Origin of the sequence: Variovorax paradoxus (genome assembly GCF_009755665.1) — a bacterium.
Taxonomy (GTDB): Bacteria; Pseudomonadota; Gammaproteobacteria; order Burkholderiales; family Burkholderiaceae_C; genus Variovorax; species Variovorax paradoxus_G.
Genome location: NZ_CP046622.1, coordinates 764,211 through 787,029, shown reverse-complemented (window position 1 = coordinate 787,029; position 22,819 = coordinate 764,211). Strand labels below are relative to the sequence as shown.

At 60.7% G+C, this 22,819-nt stretch carries 20 protein-coding genes and 1 riboswitch; of the genes, 12 read left to right on the top strand and 8 right to left on the bottom strand.

The features are described from left to right. Positions 1-47 precede the first annotated feature (47 nt). The 11 genes from GOQ09_RS03605 to GOQ09_RS03555 are packed head-to-tail and all read left to right on the top strand — an operon-like array spanning position 48 to position 11,797. Complete coding sequence (locus tag GOQ09_RS03605) at positions 48-1,064, top strand: hypothetical protein (RefSeq protein WP_157611919.1); 1,017 nt, start codon at positions 48-50, stop codon at positions 1,062-1,064. Next, positions 1,061-1,693: an acetyltransferase gene (locus tag GOQ09_RS03600; protein ID WP_157611918.1), complete on the top strand. Its 633-nt coding sequence runs from the start codon at positions 1,061-1,063 to the stop codon at positions 1,691-1,693. The genes GOQ09_RS03605 and GOQ09_RS03600 overlap by 4 nt, the downstream gene beginning before the upstream one ends. A 5-nt stretch (positions 1,694-1,698) precedes the next feature. Continuing rightward, positions 1,699-2,802, top strand: a complete 1,104-nt coding sequence (locus GOQ09_RS03595) for a DegT/DnrJ/EryC1/StrS family aminotransferase (protein ID WP_157611917.1) — start codon at positions 1,699-1,701, stop codon at positions 2,800-2,802. After that, positions 2,799-3,833, top strand: coding sequence for a glycosyltransferase family 4 protein (locus GOQ09_RS03590; RefSeq protein ID WP_157611916.1), 1,035 nt, complete (start codon positions 2,799-2,801; stop codon positions 3,831-3,833). The genes GOQ09_RS03595 and GOQ09_RS03590 overlap by 4 nt, the downstream gene beginning before the upstream one ends. 20 nt (positions 3,834-3,853) lie before the next feature. Further along, a complete protein-coding gene (locus tag GOQ09_RS03585) occupies positions 3,854-4,867 on the top strand; it encodes a glycosyltransferase family 4 protein (protein WP_242630979.1) in 1,014 nt (337 codons plus the stop codon). After that, positions 4,864-6,183, top strand: a complete 1,320-nt coding sequence (locus GOQ09_RS03580; protein WP_157611914.1) for a glycosyltransferase family 4 protein — start codon at positions 4,864-4,866, stop codon at positions 6,181-6,183. Before GOQ09_RS03585 ends, GOQ09_RS03580 begins: the two co-directional genes overlap by 4 nt. 41 nt (positions 6,184-6,224) lie before the next feature. Then, complete coding sequence (locus GOQ09_RS03575) at positions 6,225-7,316, top strand: DegT/DnrJ/EryC1/StrS family aminotransferase (protein ID WP_157611913.1); 1,092 nt, start codon at positions 6,225-6,227, stop codon at positions 7,314-7,316. Positions 7,317-7,325: 9 nt separating this feature from the next. Further along, positions 7,326-8,261, top strand: a complete 936-nt coding sequence (locus GOQ09_RS03570; protein ID WP_157611912.1) for a glycosyltransferase family 2 protein — start codon at positions 7,326-7,328, stop codon at positions 8,259-8,261. Positions 8,262-8,263: 2 nt separating this feature from the next. After that, positions 8,264-9,211 (top strand): WxcM-like domain-containing protein, encoded by a 948-nt coding sequence (locus GOQ09_RS03565; protein WP_157611911.1) that lies wholly within the window; start codon positions 8,264-8,266, stop codon positions 9,209-9,211. An 11-nt stretch (positions 9,212-9,222) separates the two neighbouring features. Next, positions 9,223-9,594, top strand: a complete 372-nt coding sequence (locus GOQ09_RS03560) for a GtrA family protein (RefSeq protein WP_157611910.1) — start codon at positions 9,223-9,225, stop codon at positions 9,592-9,594. A gap of 28 nt (positions 9,595-9,622) precedes the next feature. Beyond that, positions 9,623-11,797 (top strand): hypothetical protein, encoded by a 2,175-nt coding sequence (locus GOQ09_RS03555; RefSeq protein WP_157611909.1) that lies wholly within the window; start codon positions 9,623-9,625, stop codon positions 11,795-11,797. Positions 11,798-11,906: 109 nt separating this feature from the next. Here GOQ09_RS03555 and GOQ09_RS03550 read toward each other — a convergent pair whose 3' ends face one another. From GOQ09_RS03550 to rfbB, 5 genes are read right to left on the bottom strand one after another with little or no spacing between them, the layout of a single operon-like run. Further along, positions 11,907-14,015, bottom strand: a complete 2,109-nt coding sequence (locus tag GOQ09_RS03550; RefSeq protein ID WP_157611908.1) for a DUF7024 domain-containing protein — start codon at positions 14,013-14,015, stop codon at positions 11,907-11,909. 46 nt (positions 14,016-14,061) lie between these two features. After that, positions 14,062-14,610: a dTDP-4-dehydrorhamnose 3,5-epimerase gene (gene rfbC / locus GOQ09_RS03545; RefSeq protein WP_157611907.1), complete on the bottom strand. Its 549-nt coding sequence runs from the start codon at positions 14,608-14,610 to the stop codon at positions 14,062-14,064. After that, positions 14,607-15,500 (bottom strand): glucose-1-phosphate thymidylyltransferase RfbA, encoded by an 894-nt coding sequence (rfbA, locus tag GOQ09_RS03540; protein WP_157611906.1) that lies wholly within the window; start codon positions 15,498-15,500, stop codon positions 14,607-14,609. The genes rfbC and rfbA overlap by 4 nt, the downstream gene beginning before the upstream one ends. A gap of 27 nt (positions 15,501-15,527) precedes the next feature. Next, on the bottom strand, positions 15,528-16,418 hold the full coding sequence (gene rfbD, locus GOQ09_RS03535; RefSeq protein WP_157611905.1) for a dTDP-4-dehydrorhamnose reductase: 891 nt from the start codon (positions 16,416-16,418) through the stop codon (positions 15,528-15,530). Then, complete coding sequence (rfbB, locus tag GOQ09_RS03530) at positions 16,415-17,488, bottom strand: dTDP-glucose 4,6-dehydratase (protein ID WP_157611904.1); 1,074 nt, start codon at positions 17,486-17,488, stop codon at positions 16,415-16,417. Before rfbB ends, rfbD begins: the two co-directional genes overlap by 4 nt. A 239-nt stretch (positions 17,489-17,727) precedes the next feature. After that, positions 17,728-17,833, top strand: a riboswitch (glycine riboswitch). A 90-nt stretch (positions 17,834-17,923) separates the two neighbouring features. On the opposite strand from rfbB, the gene GOQ09_RS03525 reads away from it, so the two are divergent. Then, positions 17,924-19,225 carry a D-amino acid dehydrogenase gene (locus tag GOQ09_RS03525; protein WP_157611903.1) on the top strand — a complete coding sequence of 434 codons (1,302 nt, stop codon included), beginning with the start codon at positions 17,924-17,926 and terminating at the stop codon, positions 19,223-19,225. Between the two features lie 19 nt (positions 19,226-19,244). Here GOQ09_RS03525 and GOQ09_RS03520 read toward each other — a convergent pair whose 3' ends face one another. From GOQ09_RS03520 to GOQ09_RS03510, 3 genes are all read right to left on the bottom strand, one after another. Further along, positions 19,245-20,525 (bottom strand): FIST signal transduction protein, encoded by a 1,281-nt coding sequence (locus tag GOQ09_RS03520; protein ID WP_157611902.1) that lies wholly within the window; start codon positions 20,523-20,525, stop codon positions 19,245-19,247. A 45-nt stretch (positions 20,526-20,570) separates the two neighbouring features. Then, positions 20,571-21,257 (bottom strand): PhaM family polyhydroxyalkanoate granule multifunctional regulatory protein, encoded by a 687-nt coding sequence (locus tag GOQ09_RS03515; RefSeq protein WP_157611901.1) that lies wholly within the window; start codon positions 21,255-21,257, stop codon positions 20,571-20,573. A gap of 97 nt (positions 21,258-21,354) precedes the next feature. Beyond that, a complete protein-coding gene (locus GOQ09_RS03510) occupies positions 21,355-22,770 on the bottom strand; it encodes a PLP-dependent aminotransferase family protein (RefSeq protein WP_157611900.1) in 1,416 nt (471 codons plus the stop codon). Positions 22,771-22,819 lie beyond the last annotated feature (49 nt).

Sequence of the window (22,819 nt, the reverse complement as noted above, 5' to 3'; positions counted from 1 at the left end):
GGCTGGTCATTTCTACGTCTCGGCTTCTTTATTACGACAGGACGTCCATGGCTTCGGACCGTGGCCTGCCTCTTTTAGCGGAAGCCCCCTCGATGGATTCAACACAAAAGACAGCGCGGCCCGGGGTGGACATACGTGTCGCGCTGTCCTCCTCAACCAAGACGACTGCTCTCAAGGGACGGCAAGGGTTGAGTTCGGCCAAGCCCCAGCTCGACCTCTCATCGGTCGCCATACCGCTGCGAAGCAAAGTCAAAGCTGTGATCAGGCGGATTGCGCGCGTTTGTTATCGCGCAGTGAAACCCTTTGCTCGCCCCATCGCCTTCAGGCTCCGGGCGTACTTCACCATCGTTCTCCAGCACGAGATCCAACAGGCTCATCTGCGAACTATCAAGGAACTCGAACAGCACGCGCGCCTGCAGCGTCAGTCGACCGAGCGCTTGCTGGCGACTCACACTGCCACCCTCCTGAAAGCGCTCAAATCGTCTCAGAAGGCAACCTCACCCGAGTTGGAGGCGCTGCGAGCGCAATCCGAAGAACAGCTTGCCGGCGTGCAGCAGCTACTGCAGAAGATACTGGTTCCGGGCGACACCTTTGTGAATGTCGGTGCTGGCGTAGGAGCAAATGCGTTGGCTGCACATCTTGCGCTGGAAGGTCAAGGACGTGTTGTGGCGTTCGCGCCGTCCTCTGCGGTACACGCGCCCCTGCGCGGTCCACTGCGGATCGACGACATCCTTGGCGACAACGACCGCGCCGACCTCATCGTGATCGACTCGGGCAACGCCGGACTGCATGTGCTCGAAGGTGCGTCTCGATCCATTGCATTCAACCGGAACATTGCGGTGGTTGTCGAATTAGGCACGCGCCAGGCAGGTGGGATCGGTGACTCAAGCAGAAAATTGCTTCCTTTCTTCAATGACCGCGGCTTTCAGTACGCTGTAATCGATTCCGCGTCCGGCGCATTGCACGAAAGCGCCGACCTCGTGATGGGGCAGACGAAAGCGGCCGGCCTGCTTTTTGCTCGACCGGGTTCTCCTGCGTGGGCGCGCGCGCGAGGCGAACAATGACCTTGGGCGCCGTTATCGTCGGAGCGGGCGGACACGCCAAGGTCTGCATCGAATTGCTGCGCGCCATGAATAAGCCCGTGGCGTTTTGCATCGGCGCAGAGGGCAGCGAGAGCAGTTGCCTTGGCGTGCCTGTACTTCAGGGCGATGCGCATCTGCAGGAGCTTCGTCGCGCCGGCTATACCTCGGCGTTCATCGCCATCGGCTCTAATGCACTTCGCCAGCGCCTCGGCGCCTCGGCGAAAGTCCTGGGCTATGAACTGATCAATGCCATTAGCCCGGCAGCAGTGGTCTCGCCGTCGGCCCGGCTTGGTTGCGGCGTTGCGATCATGGCAGGCGCCGTCATCAATGCAGACACTTCCATCGGCGACCTCGTCATCATCAATACATCGGCCAGCGTCGATCACGACGGCCGTATCGAAGAAGCCGCCCACATTGCCCCGCACTGCGGTCTGGCGGGCAATGTCACGCTCGGCCCTCGTGTATTCCTAGGAATTGGCTGCAAGGTGATTCCGGGCGTGTCCGTCGGTGCCGACGTCGTGGCAGGCGCCGGCTCGGTCATCATCTCGGATATCCCCCACCACTCCAGAATCGCCGGAATACCGGCTAAAAATCTCCGAAAAAAGGACTAAGACAAATGAATCGCATCTCAGTCGCCCATCCCAAACTCGAAGGCAACGAGCGCAAATACGTCCTCGATTGTCTCGACACCAACTGGATTTCCTCCAACGGCAAATACATCGGCGCGTTCGAGGAAGCCTTCGCCGCGTTCTGCGGAGTCAAGCACGCGGTGGCCGCCAACAACGGCACGACGGCATTGCACCTTGCATTGGTAGCTCTTGACCTGCAGCCCGGCGACGAGGTCATCATTCCCACGGTGACTTACATCGCAACTGCCAATGCCGTGCGTTATTGCGGGGCCGTCCCCGTGCTGGTCGATGTCTGTGCCGCCACGATGAATATCGACCCCAAACAGGTCGAAAAGGCGATCACGCCGCGCACGCGCGGCATCATTCCAGTACATCTTTACGGTCACCCGGCCGACATGGACCCACTCGTTGCTATTGCGAAGAAGCATGGCCTCTGGGTTCTGGAGGACGCGGCAGAGGCGCACGGCGCCGAAGTGAACGGAAAGCGCGTTGGCAGCATCGGCGATTGCGCGACCTTCAGCTTCTTTGGCAACAAAATCGTGACAACCGGTGAAGGCGGCATGGTCACCACGAACGACGATGCGCTCGCAGCCAAGTTGCGGCTGTATCGCGGCCAAGGCGTCGATCCAAAACGCCGCTACTGGTTCCCGGTAATCGGCTACAACTACCGCATGACTAACATCCAAGCCGCGATCGGCTTGGCGCAAATGGAAACCATCGACGTTTCTCTCAAGGAACGCCAGGAACTCGCAAGAATGTATGACGAGGCGCTAAGCCCGCTGAACGACTTGCTCGTCTTGCCGACAATACAGGCGCGTATGCACCACGTCTACTGGATGTACACCGTCTTCCTGCGTAGCGGCGATGAAGTCCAGCGGGACGCCCTCATGCGCGCGCTCGACGACACCGGCATCGAGACCCGTCCGGTGTTCTATCCGATGCACGTGTTGCCCCCCTACAAGGAAGACACGGTCTACCCGGTGGCCGACGAGTGGGCGCAGCGCGGACTGAACTTGCCAACCCACCAATACCTGACCCGCGACGACATCGCTCGCGTTGCTGCAGCTATTACAGGCGCGCTCGGACGATGAAAATCGCGCTCTGTTCTTCGTTTGTTCCGTTCGTGAATGGCGGCTACCGGAACATCGTCGAATGGCTTGAGCTCGCGCTGCAGGGTGCAGGGCATGAGGTAGAGCGCGTTTATCTTCCCGAGGTGGACGCCCCCGAACTGCTGTTCAAGCAGATGGCGGCGTTCCGCTTTGTGGACCTTGCAGCCGCCGACCGGATCATCTGCTTCAGGCCGCAATCGCATCTGATTCGGCACCCGCACAAAATCATCTGGTTTATTCACCATCTGCGTCCTTTCTACGATTTATGGGACAGTGAGTACAGAGGCTTTCCCGCAGATTCAGCGCATCGGGGCATTCGCGATGCGCTGCGCACTGCAGACACCGCGGCGCTACACGAAGCGAAGAAGGTGTTCTCGAACTCGCAGGTGGTCTCCGACAGACTTCGACGCTACAACGACATCGATAGCGAACCGCTCTATCCGCCAGTGCTGGGCGCAGAGCGTTTTCACCACCGCACGATGAACGATGAGATCGTGTGCATCTGCCGAATCGAGCATCACAAGCGACAGCACCTGCTAATCGAGAGTCTGAAGTATTGCCGCACGCCGGTTCGGCTGCGTCTTTGCGGCGCGGCGTCGGATTCGGACTATGTCGGCGCGCTGGCACGCACGGCTGAGGAAGCCGGCGTCGCGGACCGGGTCGCGCTGGATCACCGTTGGATCAGCCAGGAAGAAAAGATTGATCACCTGGCGGACTGCCTGGCGGCCGCCTATGTGCCTGTGGACGAGGACTCCTACGGATATCCGACGCTGGAGGCCGCGCACGCGGCGAAGCCGATCCTGACCACCACGGACTCCGGTGGCCCGCTCGAGTTCGTGTTGAACGACATAAACGGACTGATTACCGAGCCGCAGCCCGAGGCCGTCGCGCTGGCCATGGACCGCCTCTACACGGACAAGGAAGCATCTCGACGCATGGGGCTCAATGCCAACGCGCGCATCGGCGAACTGAAGATCGATTGGGCTCACGTTCTGCAAAGGCTCTTGGCATGAGGGTTCTCATCGTCAACAACATGGCGCCCTTCGTCTCCGGCGGCGCCGAAGCCATGGCCGAGCACCTGAAGCGAAACGTGGCCTTGGCCGGCCACGAGGTCGAAGTACTTCGAATTCCATTTCAATGGGAACCGGCAATGCTCATCCCATCGCAAATGTTGATGGCCCGTGCTTTCGAGTTGCAGAACGTGGACCATGTAATTGCACTGAAGTTTCCTGCCTACCTGATCCCTCACGCGCGCAAGACCTTGTGGCTGGTTCACCAGTACCGTCAGGCCTACGACCTCTACGATGCGCAGCAATCGAATTTGCCACCCGGAGAACTCGGCGCCGATATTCGCCGCGTGATCAAGAACGCGGACGACGAATGCTTTCGCGATGCGCGGCGCATCTTCGCTATTTCGGATGTCACGCAAAAACGGCTCAAGCACTACAACGGCTTTTCTTCGGAGGTGCTGCGCGCGCCTATCAACGATCCCGAGATTTTCACGGGTGGCCGCGATGAGGGCTACATCTTTGCGGGTGGAAGGGTGAACGATGCAAAACGGCAGCATCTGCTGCTGGAGGCACTCGCGCTCTGCCCTGGCACTGTGCGCCTCGTCATCGCCGGCCCGCCGGACTCGCCGGCCGATGCCGAAAAACTTCGCCGCGTGACTGAACGACTAGGCCTGCAGGACCGCGTGCGGTTGGACCTGAGATTCCTCGCACGCAGCGAATACGCCGCCTACATCAACGGCGCCTCGGCAGTCGCGTCGCTGCCCTTCGACGAAGAGTCGTTTAGCTACGTGGCCATGGAAGCCGCTACGGCGAAAAAACCCCTGATCAGCACCACCGACAGCGGCGGTGTGCTCGGCCTCGCAAAGAACGAAAAGACCGGCTGGGTGGCCGAGCCAGACGCGAAGGCGCTGGCCGATGCGATGAGCAATGTCTACGCAAATGCGAAACGCACGCGCGAAATGGGCGCCGCGGCTAAGGCTCTCTGGGTTCAATACGGCATCACTTGGCCTGCCACGGTCCAGGCGCTCCTGACATGAAGTTCGTCTTCTTCAGTCCCATGGCGACCAACTCGGCGATTGGCCGTGTCACGGTCCTGATCGTTCGCGCGCTGATGGCACAAGGTGATTCGGCCGTGGTTGTGCGTACCGAGCATGAGCAGCGATTGGACAAGCCCGCGCATGCCTGCGATACCGAGTTGATCGACTGGACGCAAACCGCCGCGGTCGAGGCAGCCATTAGCAGTGCGGATGCACTCATCTACCAGATCGGCAACAACTACAGCTTCCATTGCGGCGGACTGCATTGGCTCGCCACGCACCCAGGGATCGTTTGCCTCCACGACTTCATGGTCACCCACCTCTTCGCCGAGTGGGCCGAAGGACGCCGCGCAGAAGCCGAGGCGATTCTCGCGGACTGGTATGGCGAAGAGCTTGCCGAGGCGTTCTACAAGGCAAACACTGCCGAGAGCTTCATTGAAATGGCGACCCAGTCCTGTCCGATGACGGAATGGATCTGCTCGATGGCCCTAGCTGTGGTGTCGCACAGCCATTGGGGCATGGCGCGCGTTGCGCAATCATGCGCGGGCCCATTGCGCGTTGTTCCACTTCCCTACGACGCGCCCTCCTGCACAAGTGCCATGAGCCTAGCTGCATCGCCGCCTCCGCAAAAGAGTCGCGTCAATATTCTCACCGTCGGCCACGTCAACCCCAACAAGCGGGTCGACTCGGTCATTCGTGCCATCGGATCGAGCGCATTGCTCAGAGATACGGTTTCCTACAGGCTGTGCGGACTGATCGGCCCGCAGGTCGAACAAAGCCTGAGCAGATTGGCACGCGATCTGGGTGTTCAACTCGTCATTTCGGGTGAAGCCGATGATGCTGCGCTGCAGCAAGCAATGAACGAGGCGGATATCGCGTGCTGCTTGCGCTGGCCGAGCTTGGAGGCCGCATCGGCGACGACGATTGAGGGACTGCTGTATGGCAAGGCAGTAATCGTGATGGACGCAGCTTTTTACAGTGAATTGCCTGATGACTGCGTGAGAAAGATTTCTCCATTCAATGAAGTCGCGGAGTTGACCGAAGTACTGGAAGAACTCTGCGGCAATGCAGCGACACGCCAGGCGATGGCACATCGTGGACAAGTCTGGGCCGAGCACACATTCAGCGCGCCCAACTACGCCCGCGAGCTGGCGAACCTCTCGGTCAGCGCAGCAGCCGCACAGCCGGTCCTTTCGATGGTCGGCACCTTGGTCTCAACGCTTGACCGATGGGGCGCGTCACCGGCCCTGATGATGTCCGACGAAATCGCGGATGCGCTTCAGCTATTTCAAGGCCACGGCCAAGCTGCCGTTTAATCTGGGGAACGCAGCCCTGCTCTAGTCATGAAGGTGAAAAGATGATTCCGTTGTTCTCTGCCGCCGCGGCCAATGCGGGTTTGGACCTGGCGTCCGTTGTTCAACGTGTCGTCGATAGCAACTGGTACGTCCTTGGCGGCGAAGTCACGGCTTTCGAGCGCGAATTTGCCGATTACATCGGCGTCAAAGAGTGCGTTTCGCTGGCCAACGGCACAGATGCGTTGGAGTTGGCCTTGCGTGCGCTAGGCGTGTCCGCCAGCGACAAGGTCGCATGCGTGGCAAACGCCGGTTTCTACAGCAGCACCGCTATTCTTGCCATTGGCGCGACGCCCTTGTATGTCGACGTCGATGAGGATTCGTTGAATATGTCAGCCCGCTCGCTATCCGAGGCGCTCACGCAGCGGCCCAAGGCCGTGATTGTGACGCATCTGTATGGCCAGCTGGCGGAGATTGAAGAGCTCGCGAAGCTGTGTCATGCGGCAGGCACGGCTGTCATCGAAGACTGCGCACAGGCACATGGGGCCATGCGCGGCGCGCGCCGCGCAGGAAGCATCGGCGACATCGGCTGTTTCAGCTTCTATCCAACCAAAAACCTCGGCGCGCTTGGCGACGGCGGCGGCATTGTCTGCAATGACGCGAAACTTGCAGCCACGGTGCGAACCTTGCGGCAGTATGGTTGGTCGACCAAGTATCACGTCGCCACACCTAACGGTCGCAACAGTCGCCTCGATGAAATGCAGGCTGCCGTGCTCCGCGAAAAGCTCCCGAGGCTGGACGGATGGAATGCCATGAGGCGAGATATCGCGACCAGGTACAACGCTGCATTTGCCGATCTGCCGCTGGTGCTTCCGCCGTCGACCGGCGAAGACTACGTTGCGCATCTCTATGTAGTCCGGGTCGAGTCGCGTGAGGATTTCCGTGCGCATCTGGGATCGCACCATGTCGGGACCGACGTCCATTACCCGCTGCCCGACCATCGCCAGACGGCCTACGATCTGACAAGCACGACCATTTCGCTCACGCAAACCGAGCGGACCTGCGATTTGCTCGTTTCGCTCCCTTGCTTCCCGGGCCTATCTGCGCAAGAGGTGGATGAAGTCATTCGCGCTGTGCGCTCATACTTCCAACGCTGAGGTCGCACCGTGCTGACGCTCGTGATCCCGGTCTACCGGAATGAAGGTTCCATACCGGACTTGCTGCGCGCCGTGGCGATGCTGCATAGACAGCTGGACGGACAAATGCAAGCAGTGTTTGTCATCGACGGCAGTCCGGACCGTTGCTATGAATTGCTGCGAGATGCACTACCCTCGCAGCCCTTCCCTTCCAGGCTGATGCTCCTATCGCGCAACTTCGGCTCGTTCTCCGCCATCCGCGCGGGGCTCGAACTGTGCGAGAGTGAACGCTATGCGGTGATGGCAGCCGACCTCCAGGAGCCACCAGAATTAGTGCTCCAAATGGACCGCGCGCTACGTGGCGAGCCAGTCGACGTCGTGGTCGGCACGCGCAGCGGCCGCGAAGATCCCTTGCTGAGCCGCCTGCCAGCCCAGCTCTTTTGGGCGCTTTACAGAAAATATGTGGTACCTGAGGTTCCACCCGGCGGCGTGGACGTGTTCGGCTGTAACCGGGTCTTCAGAGATTCGCTGCTGCAGCTCGATGAGCGCCACAGCTCGCTGATTGCGCAACTCTTCTGGCTCGGCTTTCGACGCAAGCTTATTCACTATGTTCGCCAGACTCGCCAACATGGCAAGTCTGCGTGGACGCTCCGTAAAAAGATCAACTATCTGATGGACAGTGTGTTCTCGTTCACCGACTTGCCGATCCGCCTATTGGTGCGCGTGGGCGGGACCACCGCGGCGCTCGCAGGATTGCTGGGTATCGTCGTCATGATTGGCAGGCTGACAGGCTTCATCTCCGTTCCCGGCTATGCCATGACGATGCTGACCATCGTCTTCCTGGGCGCTGTAAACCTCTTCGGCCTAGGCATCGTGGGTTCTTATGCCTGGCGGATCTACGAGAACACAAAGGGCCGTCCGCACACAGTAGCGATGCGCATCCACGAATTCGATAAAGCGGCTTAGCCATGGACTACTTTGCACATCCGAACGCTCTCTGCGAGAGCACCCAAATCGGTAGCGGCACCCGAGTGTGGGCATTTGCGCACGTGCTGCCGAATGCGCGAATCGGAAGCGATTGCAATATTTGCGACAACGTTTTTGTCGAGAACGATGTAGTCGTTGGAGACCGCGTTACGGTCAAATGTGGTGTGCAGTTGTGGGACGGCGTGGTCATCGAGGACGATGTATTCATCGGCCCGAATGCGACCTTCACGAATGACTTGTTTCCCCGCAGTCGTCAGTATCCCGAGGCCTTCGGCAAAACGCTCATTCAGGCCGGTGCGTCGATCGGCGCCAACGCCACGATACTGCCCGGCATTACCGTAGGACGCAACGCGATGATCGGTGCAGGCTCGGTCGTTACGCGGTCTGTGCCACCCAATGCCATCGTGGTCGGCAACCCAGCGCGCATTACCGGATACGTCGACGCGCACGCGAATACGCACTCGCCCGCCGAGCATGGCAATTCGAAATCGGTAGGTACCAGCGCCACATCGATCGAAGGCGTGACACTACACACATTGCGCGCAGTGCCAGACATGCGCGGCAGCTTGTCGGTGGGCGAATTCGAGCGTGATATTCCCTTCAAGCCGCTTCGCTATTTCCTCGTCTACGACGTACCGACGGCGGAAACGCGAGGCGAGCATGCGCACCGCACCTGCCATCAGTTTCTGATCGCCGTAAAAGGCAAGGTTAGCGTCGTCGCCGACGACGGCAAGCGGCGAGAGGAATTCAAGCTTGACTCACCGTCAATTGGTGTCTACCTCCCACCCATGACCTGGGGTATCCAGTACCGCTATTCAGCGGATGCGGTGCTGCTGGTGTTCGCGTCCGACTACTACGACAACGCCGACTACATTCGCGATCATGGTGAATTTTTGCGCCTGAAGGTCGGCGGAGCCGGCCAATCCTGACGCCGTCGCCAATGCCCGCGCGGCAAATCGGATCGCCATTCGTCCGATTCCTGGTTTCAGGCGGTTTGAACACGCTCTGCACCTACCTGCTGTACCTGGCTCTGCTGCAGGTATTGCCATACTGGCTTAGCTATGCATTCGCATTCGTGGCCGGGATCGCACTTGCTTATGTGCTGAACAGAATCTTTGTCTTCGGCGCGCCACGCAGCGAGAAGAAAGCCGCAATGTTGCCGCTTGTCTATCTGGTGCAGTACCTGGTGGGTGCCCTGATCATTTATGTGTGGGTCGACGCGCTAAATCTGCATCCAACCTTCGCGCCGATCGCAAGCATCGCCATCACCATTCCGCTGACGTTCGCCGCGAGCCGGTGGCTGTTTCGTTAAAGCCGGCCCGACCCAATTTTCGCTCTTGATGAAATACGTGAGAAGAACCTGGCCCGCTTTCGCATTGCCATCGGTTGTCGTTGTACTGATGCTTTGGCTGCCATTCGGCTTCAGCCTGCACGGCCTGCTCGAGGAATGGGGAGTGCTGGGGCTTTTCACGAACACAGGACCGGTGCTGTTCGTGAAGTCCCAAACGATGCTGGAAGCGCACAGACTCCGGCCCCTCACGGTGTTCCCGCACGCGGTTGGCTATCTGCTGGATCGCGACTCGTTCGACTCTTGGAACTGGATATTGATGGCCACGCTGGTCTTAAAAGGGGGCGCGGCTTCATACCTCGCAGCTATTGCAACGCGTTCACCGCGTTGGGGCGTGTTCTTCGGGGTGCTGGTCTTGCTGTACCCGGCCGACACAATGCAGTTGTCGTTTCGCAGCCAGCACATTAATCTGTCGCTGTCGCTGCTGCTTCTCGGCGCCGCCCTGCTCGTTCGCACCCAGTACCAAGAAGCCGGATGGGCTCGCAGAGTCCTTATTGCACTGGGCTGTGCAAGCATGCTCGCGGCACAAATGATGTACGAGGTGGCGCTGATGATCATCGGGCTACCGCTTTTCGTGCTCTGGTGCCGAGAAGGGACTGCCGCAACGCTGCGCGAGCTGCGGCGCAATCCGTGGCCGGCATTGGGCTGGATCGCCTCTGCGGTTCTGTACGTGCTCTACGTCGTCGTAGCGTCGGCATCCGGTGGAGACTCCTACCAGCAAACCATCACGAACCGCAACTCGCCCTTTACGGTGCTGTACCAAGCGCTGCCGAAGCTCTTCGATGTCGGCATCGCTCGCGCTTTGGTCGGTGGATGGTTTGATGCTTGGGGCATGGCTGCACGCGAATTCCGAAGCTACCTCTATTTGTTCGCTTTCGGCTTAATCTCTTCAGGATGCATCCTGTTCTTTCCAGCTTCGGAACAAGAGAGATCAGGGCACAGCGTCGTCTTCGCAAGTAAGTTCCGCGCGGTGTTCTCGCAGATGCGTATGGCCGTTGTGGGCGCGCTGCTGCTGGTGTTGGGCTATGTGCCGTATCTGTTCTCTGCTTCCCACGTCCTCATTTCTCAAAGAACGTTTCTCTTCTCGACGTTAGGCGCTGCATTGATAGTGACTGCCCTCGTGATGTCGCTTGCCAAATTCTCAAAAATGTTGGCGTGTGCGTCTGTCGCGCTTCTTCTGACCGCCGGAGCCGCTTCTCAACTCTATCAATTCCACCACTACGTGGCCCTATCAGAAGATCAGCGCAAGATTTTGCGCGCAATCGTTGAGAATTTTGATCCGAGCACTCAAACCGGCAAGACGCTTTTAATCCTCGATCATTCGGGCCGGCTATCGCACAGCTGGATGCTGCGCGACAATCTCGACTATGCTTTGACTTACCTCTATGCCCAGCCAATCGAGGCACCCTATATTTGCCTGATGCCTAACGGAGATTGGCAAAAGCTCGATTCAATTTTGCGTGCCGGCCATTGCATCGAAGATTCCAAGACTTGGACCTTCACGCCTGCAGAGACGATTGCAAACATGCCGGCGCGCGCCACCCCGGACATCGTGAAATTGAAATCGCAATTGGTACAAATTGCAATCGAACTGAATGGTAACGTGGCTTCCGACAGCGGACTCGACCCCTATCGGGGGCTACTGGAAACCGCCGACACACCCGCTGCAAGGCGGTATCGCAATATACTGATGGCGGATCGACCCTTCGCGGCAGTAAACCTGTTCAACTCGGCCGAGGACAGGTCGACCTATCGATGGGATTTCGGCAAGTGGTGGAGCCTAGAGCAACCAATCCAGGGCAGTGGCTGGCGTGAGGCCGAATGGAGCCAAGGTTATTTGCACCATGATGCCGCCGCGTGGAAGTCGCAGAAAAAATCCAACCTGATTTTCAACATCAATCCGAGCGATCAGCCCTACGAGGTGGCGGGAACATTCGACCTCGTTCGGAACGCCTCCATCCGAGAAAGCATGCGAGTACTCGTCAACGGAGATGAACTGCCAATTCGCTGGGCCACCACCAGCAATTTTTCGGCTTCTATTCCAAAAGGCTTGCTGCGTCGTGGCGCGAACGTTCTTGAGTTGAATTCCGCCGTCGACAAAGATTACCACGGGCTCTCCGCGCGTCTGACTAGTATCGAGGTCCGTGTGAATCCCGTGCGGCACTGATGCGAGCATGAACAACAAAAACCATCATGCGCTGCGCTTCCAAGATTGGGATGCAGCGACGGATTGCCGTCGCGATTTGAGCACTGCGGCGTAGATTGCGCCTGAAAGGCTATCCGGCATCCCTCGCTAGGACAGCCATCTCATAAAAGCCGATGCCAATCTTGCGAGGATCCTGAGGAGGTGACGTCGGATACGGCACATCAATCTCAATGACCTTCGCAGGCACTTTCAAATCGAATTCGATCACTACAGGCTCGCTTGCCTGCGCCGTTAAATACATCGTTCGGGTTTGTTCGCCGATGCGTACCGCGATCGGTGCACCGATATTCGAGCCATATGCTGCGGCACGCAGGATGAGCGCGAAAGCGCCCTGAAGCGTGTGCTTCAGCTCGAGCATCACTGTTTTACCGTCGCTCCAACGCCCCCAAGGCTCGGGATCAGACAATCCTTGGATTGAATCGACGAACGCCGGAAATTCAGAAGACCGGAAATCCAATCCGTCCGTTAGTGTGGTGCCCAGTGCGCGCTTGGCATCCTCCAGACTCAGACCGATGGGCGATGCTGCGATCTTTACCAAACCGACCCCCAGGGAGCGCGTATCCACTTCAGGAACGGTCGGATACGGAATCGTTATTAGGATAACGTTCGCAGGTTTTTTCAGATTGAAATGCAGCCACACACCACTAGATTTCTCCAAGCTTGAAGCCAACTGCATCATTCGGGTCTGCGTGCCAATTCGCACGGGTACAGGTACCTCTGCATTTTTTCCGAATGCCACACCGTACACATAAAGTCGAAACTCTCCATGGAGTACGTGTTTGAGGACAATAGTGATTGTCTTGCCGTTGCTCCAGCGCCCCCAGCCTTCATCGGCGCTGATGCCGTCCACGAGATCGACGAACGGCGGAAACCCTACGTCCTTAAACGAAACGCCGTCGAAGAGAGATGAACCGTACTTCTCCTTAGCCTCAGTAGGTGTCAGCGTTGTACTCATCAGCGTCAAAGCTCGACGGTGAGGGTTGATCTTCAGCCGCCCGTGCGCAACCGGTTTCAGCAACGAGCGAAGAAGTTCGATCCAAGCGATTTGCCATTTTGACGTCCTTTGCATCGCTGCAAAAAATCCGCTGTTTTGCATCTGTCGGCGCCACGTCGGTTCGCAGTAAGCGTCTGAGAAATGATAGGCGATCTCCTGCTGATCGGCCTTGATCTCATCTATGAGTGGCCTGTCACCCGCTAGAATTCGCTCGACAAGTTCACGCGCCTCGGCGATGGAATTCACCCGGCCTTTTGTCGAACCGCGACTCAGCCTATCCAGCAATGAACCGGCGAAAAAGATCACTGGCATACCATTGATCGCGGCTTCGATTGGTGAATAGTGGACGTGTCGAACTTCAATGGACGGGTAATAAAGAAGTGCGCAATCCAGGTAAAGCCGATGAAGCTCATCGTCTGACACAAAACCCACAACGTGGGGGTCCGCAACCGGTACATCCTGTGCACCGACGATCACGTGCGGTAAGTCACCGAAGTTCTCTTTGAACTTCTTGTAAATGCCGGAGTAGTAAAGATTCGTGACCGCGTTTGGACACACGAAAAGAATTTTTTTGACTTTCCCGCGCCACTGCTTGGCGTTGGTGAAGAAGATCTTCGGAACGCCAATTGGGAGAAAGAGCGCCCTTTCTCCGAAGAGCGAGCTTTCGCACTCGTGCAGATTGTCATAGCCCTCCCCAAACCAGAATCTGTGCTTGATGCCTTCGATCTTGCGATGAATCATCGGGCCGTAAAGATGCGCGAGCGCCCGGGTGTAACAGTTGCCGTTCTCGAGACCGAAAGCTCTGAAAACGATTTGGCCTTCAAAGTTGTCGATCGCCTCCGATGCCTGTCTTAGGTGCGCAACGATGAAAGCGGCACCGAAGTATCGATTGATGATCACTACGATATCGCTGGGCCATGATTCCTCATAAAAATTGAATTCATTCAGCCGTTCCAAGACCCGAGGCGGGAGAGACAGTGAAGTGTCGTAGCCGTAGTCGACGTCTCCACTTCGAAATCCTGTCTTAGGAATTATCTTGGGGATAAATATCTCGAAGCCGAGCCGTCGAATAAGCGGCGCTTCGAAGGGCATCAAGGTGCGATGGTTCAGGAGCCAAAGAATCCGCTTGTGCTTATTAAACATTTGTTTTTGCGAGGCTCGCCTAATCCGGTCCCAAGTCGTCATGACTATGTTGGCGATTCCGCACCGGCGCGACCCTAGCATTAAGCCGTCACTCAAAGAACTCCGCGCTGTCCATGGTCGCCGCTTGGTGATCCTTAGCCGAAAGTTGCACGGGGACGCCTGTGTCCGGCCACTGTATCTCAAGTTTTGCGTCGTCCCATCGGATGGCGCGCTCATGCTCGGGCGCATAGTAATCTGTCGCCTTATACAAGACGTCAGCAGACTCTGTGAGCACCAAAAATCCATGTGCCAATCCTTCTGGCACCCAAAGCTGCTTGTGGTTTTTTTCAGTCAGTTCAACGCCAGTCCATTGGCCGAACGTTGGCGACGATTTACGAATGTCCACCGCGACGTCAAATACCGCCCCGCGCACCGCACGCACTAGCTTGCCCTGTGTCTGCTGTACTTGGTAATGCAGGCCTCGGAGAACTCCCTTTACAGAACGCGAATGATTGTCCTGAACGAACTTTACACGCCTCCCCACAGCCTCGTCGAAGGCGCCTTGATTGAAACTCTCGAGAAAGAACCCACGCGAATCGCCGAATACCTTCGGTTCGAGCACTAGCACGTCTGCAATAGCGGTAGCGGTGACTTTCACGAGCGCACCTCATCGTTCAGCAGGTGCTTGAGGTATTTGCCATAGCCGCTTTTCTCCAGCGGTGCAGCAAGTTTTTCGAGCTGCTCGGTTGTGATGAACCCATTGCGCCAAGCAATCTCTTCAGGACACGCAATCTTCAATCCCTGCCGATGCTCCAGCGTCGCAATGAACTGCCCAGCTTCCAGCAGGCTATCGTGCGTCCCGGTGTCTAGCCACGCATAACCGCGTTGCATGATCTGCACGTTTAACTGGTCCAACTCAAGGTACGCCTGATTGACTGCGGTGATTTCGAGTTCGCCGCGCGCGCTCGGCTTCACGGCCTTGGCGATGTCTACCACTTGGGCATCATAAAAGTACAGCCCTGTGACCGCATAGCTGCTCTTCGGCTTTAGTGGCTTCTCCTCGATGCTGCTGGCCTTGCCCTGTGCGTCAAAGGCCACCACGCCATAGCGCTCGGGGTCATGAACGTGATAGGCAAACACGGTTGCGCCCGAGTCCTTGGCGTCCGCACCGGACAGCAGGTGGACGAAGTCGTGGCCGTAGAAGATGTTGTCGCCCAGCACCAGCGCGCTAGGCGAATTTCCTACGAACTTGTCGCCGATGATGAATGCCTGCGCAAGCCCGTCGGGACTGGGCTGCACCGCGTACTGCAAGTTGATGCCCCACTGACTGCCGTCGCCCAACAGCTGCTGGAAGCGCGGCGTGTCCTGCGGCGTGCTGATGATCAGGATGTCGCGCATGCCACCCAGCATCAACGTGCTGAGCGGGTAATAGATCATCGGCTTGTCGTACACCGGTAGCAGCTGTTTGCTTATCGCCAGCGTTGCGGGGTGCAGCCGGGTGCCCGAGCCTCCGGCGAGGATGATGCCTTTACGTTGAGTCGTGGTCATGCGTTTCTTCTCGTGTGAATTCACTCTTCAGAGCGTCTCGCGCAGCATGCGCGCAACGCCTTCCTGCCAGGGCGGCAGGCGCAGACCAAATATGGTCTGCAGCTTGGCAGTATCGAGACGCGAGTTGTGAGGCCGCGTCGCTGGCGTGGGGAAGGCACTCGTGGGTATGGCTTCGACCTGTTCGGGGCCGGCCTTGAGTTCTACGCCAGCCTGGCGCGCTTGCTCGAGCACGAAGCGCGCATAGCCGCACCAGGTGGTCTCGCCGCCGGCCACCGCGTGATACAGGCCTGCCTTGGATGGGTCTTGCAAGGTGGCGCGAATCGCATGCGCCGTGACATCGGCCAGCAGCTCGGCACCGGTCGGGGCCCCGTATTGGTCGTCGATGACGGTCAGTTTGTCGCGTTCCTTGGCAAGCCGCAACATGGTCTTGGCGAAGTTGCCGCCGCGTGCGGCAAACACCCAGCTGGTGCGAAAGATCAGGTGCTTGACGCAGTGCGTAGCCACCAGTTGCTCACCTTCAAGCTTGGTACGGCCATACACGCTGAGGGGGCCGGTGGCATCGTCTTCCTGCCAGGGCTTGCTGCCGCTGCCGTCGAACACGTAGTCGGTCGAATAATGCACCATGAGTGCGCCGATCTGCCCGGCGGCTTCGGCCACGACGCCGGGTGAGGTGGCGTTGAGTTTGCGCGCGAAGTCGGGCTCGCTCTCGGCCTTGTCGACGGCCGTGTGAGCCGCGGCATTGACGATGACGTCAGGCCGCACCTTGAGCACGGTCTCGGCCAGCTGCTCGGGACGGCTGAAGTCGGCGTTGAAATCGGTGCTGTCGAAATCGAGCGCCACCAGTTCGCCCAACGGCGCAAGGCTGCGCTGCAGCTCCCAGCCGACCTGTCCGCCCTTGCCCAGCAGCAGCAACTTCATGCGGTCGCCTTCGTCGTGTCGTATTGCTTTTCGACCCACTCGCGGTACGCACCACTTTGCACGTTGCGCACCCATTCGCCATTGGCGAGGTACCACTCGACAGTCTTGCGGATACCGGTGTCGAAGGTTTCAGCAGGCTTCCAGCCCAACTCGCGCTCCAGCTTGCGTGCATCGATGGCGTAGCGCCGGTCGTGGCCGGGGCGGTCGGTGACGTAGCTGATCTGTTCCTTGTAGGGCTTGCCGTCTGCGCGCGGGCGCAGTTCGTCGAGCAGCGCACACACGGTGTTCACGATCTCGATGTTGGGCTTCTCGTTCCAGCCGCCGACGTTGTACGTCTCGCCGAGCTTGCCGGCTTCGAGCACGCGGCGGATGGCGCTACAGTGGTCCTTCACGTAGAGCCAGTCGCGCACCTGCATGCCGTCGCCGTACACGGGCAGGGGTTTGCCGGCCAGGGCGTTGACGATCATCAGCGGGATGAGCTTCTCGGGAAAGTGGAACGGACCGTAGTTGTTGGAGCAGTTGGTGGTGACCACCGGCAGGCCGTAGGTGTGGTGCCAGGCGCGCACGAGGTGGTCACTGCCGGCCTTGCTGGCCGAGTACGGACTGTTGGGCTCGTACTTGTTCTCTTCGGTGAACGCAGGGTCGGTCTTGGAGAGCGAGCCGTAGACCTCGTCGGTCGACACGTGCAGGAACCGAAATGCAGCCTTTTGCTCGGCCGGCAGTGCGCTCCAGTGGCCGCGCACCGATTCGAGCAGGCGAAAGGTGCCGAGCACGTTGGTTTGCACGAAGTCCTCCGGCCCGTGAATGGAACGGTCGACGTGCGATTCCGCGGCAAAGTTCACGATGGCACGCGGCTTGTGCTCGGCCAAAAGACGATCGACCAAGGCGCTGTCGCCGATGTCGCCCTGCACGAAGATATGGTTCGGGTTGCCCTTGAGCGATGCAAGCGTCTCGAGGTTGCCCGCATAGGTCAACTTGTCGAGATTGACGACCGGCTCATCGCTCTGCGCGATCCAGTCGAGTACGAAATTAGCGCCAATGAAGCCTGCGCCGCCGGTTACCAGGATCATGAGGTCCCCTGTTGTTGTCGAACGATCGCCCTCTGGCGAATGAACGGGCGATTATCCCATTGGCCCTCCGCCGGGTCGAAGCAAGGGTTGGCGCGTCCGCAAGCCCCGCCTACAATCGCCCCACTGCAGGAGAGCGGGCAACCCCGGTTGCCCTACCGAAGGCGCAAACTCCCATAAACGCTCAGGTCGGCCCGACGAGATTCTCGAAATTTCGGCAAGGGGCTTGTACTGCACCAAATGACACGCCGTCTGGAGAGCCATCACCTCGCGTGATGCACCGAAGGAGCAAACCCGTTGCGGGCGCAACGGGTGAATCTCTCAGGTACCGAGGACAGGGGGAGCGGCAACTTGGACGGCGGCGTCCGGTTGTTTGCTATCTATTGGATAGCACGCCTACCCCGCCGCTCAAGCGCTTCGACCTCAAAGGTACTTGAAATGCGCGTGATCGTTCTCGGCGCCGGCTTGCTCGGCGTGACCTCGGCTTATTACCTCCAGCAACTCGGCCATGAAGTGACCGTCGTCGACCGGCAGGCCACCCCCGCTGCCGAAACCAGCTTCGCCAACGGCGGGCAGATCTCCGTCAGCCATGCCGAACCCTGGGCCAATCCGAGTGCACCGCTCAAGGTGCTGCAATGGCTGGGCAAAGAAGACGCCCCGCTGCTGTTTCGCATTCGCGCTGACATGCGCCAATGGCTCTGGGGCCTGCAATTCCTGCGCGAATGCACCCCCGCCCGTACGAAGCACAACATCGAGCAGATCGTGCGCCTGGGCACCTACAGCCGCGAAGTACTGCAGCAGTTGCGGCGCGACACCGGCATTGCCTACGACCAACGCACGCAAGGCATCCTGCACTTCTATACGACACAGAAGGAATTCGACCGCGCCCTTGCGCCCGCCGAGCAGATGCGCGCGCTCGGCTGCGAACGGCAAGTCATCTCTGCGGACGAGGCGGTGAAGATCGAGCCCGCCCTTGCGCACGTCCGCCCGCAATTGGCCGGTGCCACCTACACGGCGGAAGATGAATCCGGCGACGCCAACCTCTTCGCCCGCGAAATGGCACGCTTGGCGGCAGCGGCTGGCGTGAAGTTCCTCATGAGCCACACGGTGACTGCACTGCGCGAAGCAGGCGGCAGCATCGACCACGTGGAGGCCACCGACAACGAAGGGCGCTTCCAACGCATTCGCGGCGACGCCTTCGTGCTTGCGATGGGCTCGTTGAGCCCGCTGTACGCCGCGCCGCTGGGCATTCGCCTGCCGATCTATCCGGCCAAGGGCTACTCGGTCACGCTGCCCGTGAAAGACGCGGCAAGGGCGCACCAGGTCTCGCTGACCGACGACGAGTTCAAGCTCGTGTTTTCGCGGTACACCTCAGGCTCCGGAGACCGCCTGCGCATTGCCGGCACAGCCGAACTCAATGGCTACGACCGAGACTTGAACCGCGTGCGTTGCGAGGCGATCGTGCGGCGCGTCGAGCAGCTCTTTCCGGGCGCCGGCGACACCACCCAGGCGCAGTTCTGGACCGGCCTGCGCCCCGCGACGCCGAGCAACGTGCCTCTGATCGGCAAGACGAAGCTGCCGAACCTGTACCTGAACACCGGACACGGCACGCTCGGCTGGACGCATGCGTGCGGCTCGGGCAGGTCGGTGGCGCGGATCGTGAGCGGGCTTGCACCCGAAGTCGATTTCGCGTTTACCGGCATGCCTGCACCAGCAGCGCGCGTGCTCCAGCCGGCCTGATCCGCCGACGGCAACGGGCTCAGTCGTTCCCGGTAAACACCGTCAACACCCCCGTATACCCATACAGGTGGTGCCGGGCAATCTCCCCCGCCGCAAAGAAGCCCACCAGCGGCACGTCGCCCAGCGCGTGCCGCACGATCTGCAGCTCAGCCCCCGGTGCGCCGAAATGCGGCCCGCCCCGCCCGGAGCAGCTCACGTACACGGCGCCGGCAATGCGGCGCGCCGGGTGCGGGGCTGCTTCGGCTTCTCCAGCCGCCACGGCGCGCGCGGTTGCCAGGGTTTGCTCTTCGGGCTCCAGTTCTTCGCGGATTTCCGCGCAGATGCGCATCAGGTCGGCGCGTGCCGCCTGCGCATTGCGCCGGCAGAAAGTCAGGCGCATGCCGGCCTCGGCCACGTCGGCAATGGCAATGCCGCGGCGCGTGGGGTCCAGGCCGATGATGTGGCGCACCAGCACGTCGGCGCCCAGGTCGCCGGTGCGGCGGATGCCGTCGCCGCCCGCATCGGCCAGGCCCACCAGGGTGGCGCGCACGGCGTCGATGGCTTCCTGCGGGCGCTCCAGCGTCACCTGCAGGTCGGCCAGCAGCACGTCGAGTGCGGGCTCGCCATCGAGCTTGAGCAGCAGGTTGCCGTCGGCTTCGGTGATCTCGCGCTCGCGCCCCGCGCCGGAGCGCAGCGGCTGGCAGCCTTGCGTGACGCGCGACACCAGCCGCACGCCCTCGCCGAACACCACGCCCGACAAGCCTCCCGAGAACACGCCGCCCGCCGCGCCGTGGCCGCGGATGTTGCCGTTGCCGCCGACCGCGAACTGCAAGGCGCCCGCACGGCCTGACGAGAGGCCGCCGAACAGATAGCCTGTGTCTGTGCGGCCCGCCATCTCGCCGATCAATTCGGCGAGGTCGGGGGTGGCCGGGTCCGCATGCACCAGCGCCGTATGCGCCTCGAAACCGCTCATTTCCGAGTTGCCCAGCGGCGCCACGCCGGAGAACACGCGGTACTGGTCGCTCGGCAGCGCGCAGAGCATCAGGCTCAGACCGGGCTCGTCGAAGTATTCGGCGTTGTTGGCCGACACGCCGATGCCGACGGTGCCGGACCAGTCGGTCACCTCCGGAAGCTCGGCGCTCAGGTGATCGAGGATGTCCTGCGCATCCGACGCGTAGTGGTCGGTGATGTAGAGCAGCCCGAGCGTCGGTGCCGACGCGTAGTCGGGCAGTGCCATCTGGGCGCGCAACTGGGCCAGCACGAGGCCAGCCGCCATGCGCCATTGCGGATGGGTGGCGTGACCGGAGGGAAACAACTTCATGATGCGTGCCAACCCGTTCTCTTCAAGATGTGTGTATGTATGACGTCAGCGCCGCCCCGTCGTTCGCTTTCGCGCGGCGGTCGGCGCCTTCTTTTTGGCAGCGGTTGCTGTCGCCTTCCTCGGGGCCGGCTTTGCAGCCGCGGGAGCGGCGGCCGGTGCAGGCACCTTGAGCTGGGCCGCGTCGTGCAGCGCCGATGTGGCGATCTGCTGGAACTGCTCGGTCAGCGAACCCCACCATTGCATCGGATCGACCACTGCACCGTCGCCGCCCGATGCGGAAGCAGCCGAGGCCGGCTTGCTGCGCGTTTTTTTGGCGGGCGCCGGCGCCTCCTCCTCCGCCTCGACTTCGGGCTCAGGCTCCGCCGACGGAGCGGCAACCGGCGCCGCCGGAGCCGCCTGCTTGGTGAACGCGCTCGCGATATCTTCCATCCGCACGTTCATGCCGCGCAAGGTCGAAAGTGTCATCTTTTGCACCTCGAGCGCCTGGATGGTCGCCTTGAGCGCGTGGCCGTTCTGCTCCAGCCAATATTGCACTGTCTTGAGCTCCTGGATGCGCTTGTCGACCTCTTCCACGCTGAGCGTGGGCGCCACCCAACTCGCAAGGCTTGGCAAACCGGGCACTGCGCTCGTGGCAGCGCCCGATCCGGCGGCGGCACCGCCTGCGAGGTTCTTCAGAAAGTCGAATCCGGGGACAAATTGACTGAAGTCAAAAGGCTGGCTGGCGTTGCTCATGCAGGGGTCTCCGGGTTGGGTTTTCTTGTGATGCCAGCTTACTCCAACGCCCCGGCAATTTGGGCCCGCGGCCCTCGCGTTTACCTGCCCGGAACTGTCAAAGCTCCGTGCGGACCTTGCTGAACACTTTCCAGAATGCGGCGTCCTGCGAGGTCGCGAAGTTGATGCGCATCATCGTGCTCGGCGGCCTGCGTGCATGGAACAGCGAGCCCGGCGCGAGCAGGTAGCCCTGGTCGAGCATGCGCTGCGTGAGCGCGTCTGTGTCCACGCCGGTATCGACCCAGCCGAACAGGCCCGCAGGCTCCGAGGCGAAGGTGCAGCCGTGCGCCATGGCCAGCTTGACCGCGCGGCTGCGCGCGCCGTCGAGCCGGATGCGTATGCGATCGGCATGCCGGCGCAGTTGCCCCTGGTCGATGCACCATGAAAGCGCCCGCTCGAACAGCGTGGGCGTGGTCAGCGTCGCCAGCAGCTTGGTTTCGAGCAGCCGCTCCTTCAGCTCGGGCGAAGCGGCCAGAAAACCGATGCGCCAGTTGGGCGCAAGGATCTTCGCGAACCCGCTCACGTAGATGGTGCGCTGCAGCCCGTCGAGCGCGCTGAGCCGCGTGGCGTGCTCGGGCGCGAGATGGCTGTAGGTGTCGTCCTCGACGATGTGGAAGTCGTGCTCGTTGGCCAGCTTCAGCACGCGGTGCGCGCTGCCCGGCGTCAGGCTGTAGCCGGTGGGGTTGTGCAGCACGCTCACGCTCACGAAGAGCTTGGGGCTGTGCAGCGCGCAGTACTGCGCCATCACTTCCAGATCGGGCCCGTCGGCACGGCGCGGCACCGGCAGGATGCGCATGCCCAGCGCCTCGAGCCGCGCGAATTCGAGCGCCCACCCAGGCTCCTCCACCATGACCGGATCGCCCGCGCGCAGCAGCGTGCGGCTCACGATGTCCAGCGCATGCGTGGCGCCAACCGTCGTCACGATCTGGTCCGGCGCGGCCGGCACATTGATGCCCACGAGCTTGTTCGACAGGCTGCGGCGCAGCGCGGCGTCGCCGGAGGGTTCGCCGTACTGGAGCGACAGCTCCTGCAGCGCGGCTGTATTGGTCATGCGGCGCACCGCGGTCGGCATGAAGGTCGACGCCATCCAGTCCGGCGGAAACACCCCCATGCCCGGCTGCGGCTTGTCGCTCGGCCGGTGAAACATGCTGCGGATGAGCGAACTCGCGTCGGCCGGTACACGCGACGCCATCATCTGCGCGACCATGGGCGCCGCATTGGCCGGGCGCCCCTCCGGCGCGGGCGCTGCATCGCGCACGTAGAAACCCCGCTGCCGGCGCGCCTCGACCAGGCCCTGCGCCAGCAGCTGGTCGTAGGCAGCCACCACCGTATAGGGGCTCACGCCCTGCTGGCGCGCGCATTCGCGCACCGAGGGCAGGCGCGCGCCGGGCGGCAGCAGCCGGGTGCGGATGCGCTCCGCCAGCCGGTCGGCCAATTGCCCTGTGAGCGACTGGGTTGAGGTTCGTGTCAGCATCGGCGTTGCGCTTCTGTGTCGAGTGGCAGACCAATACAGTTTTCGAATA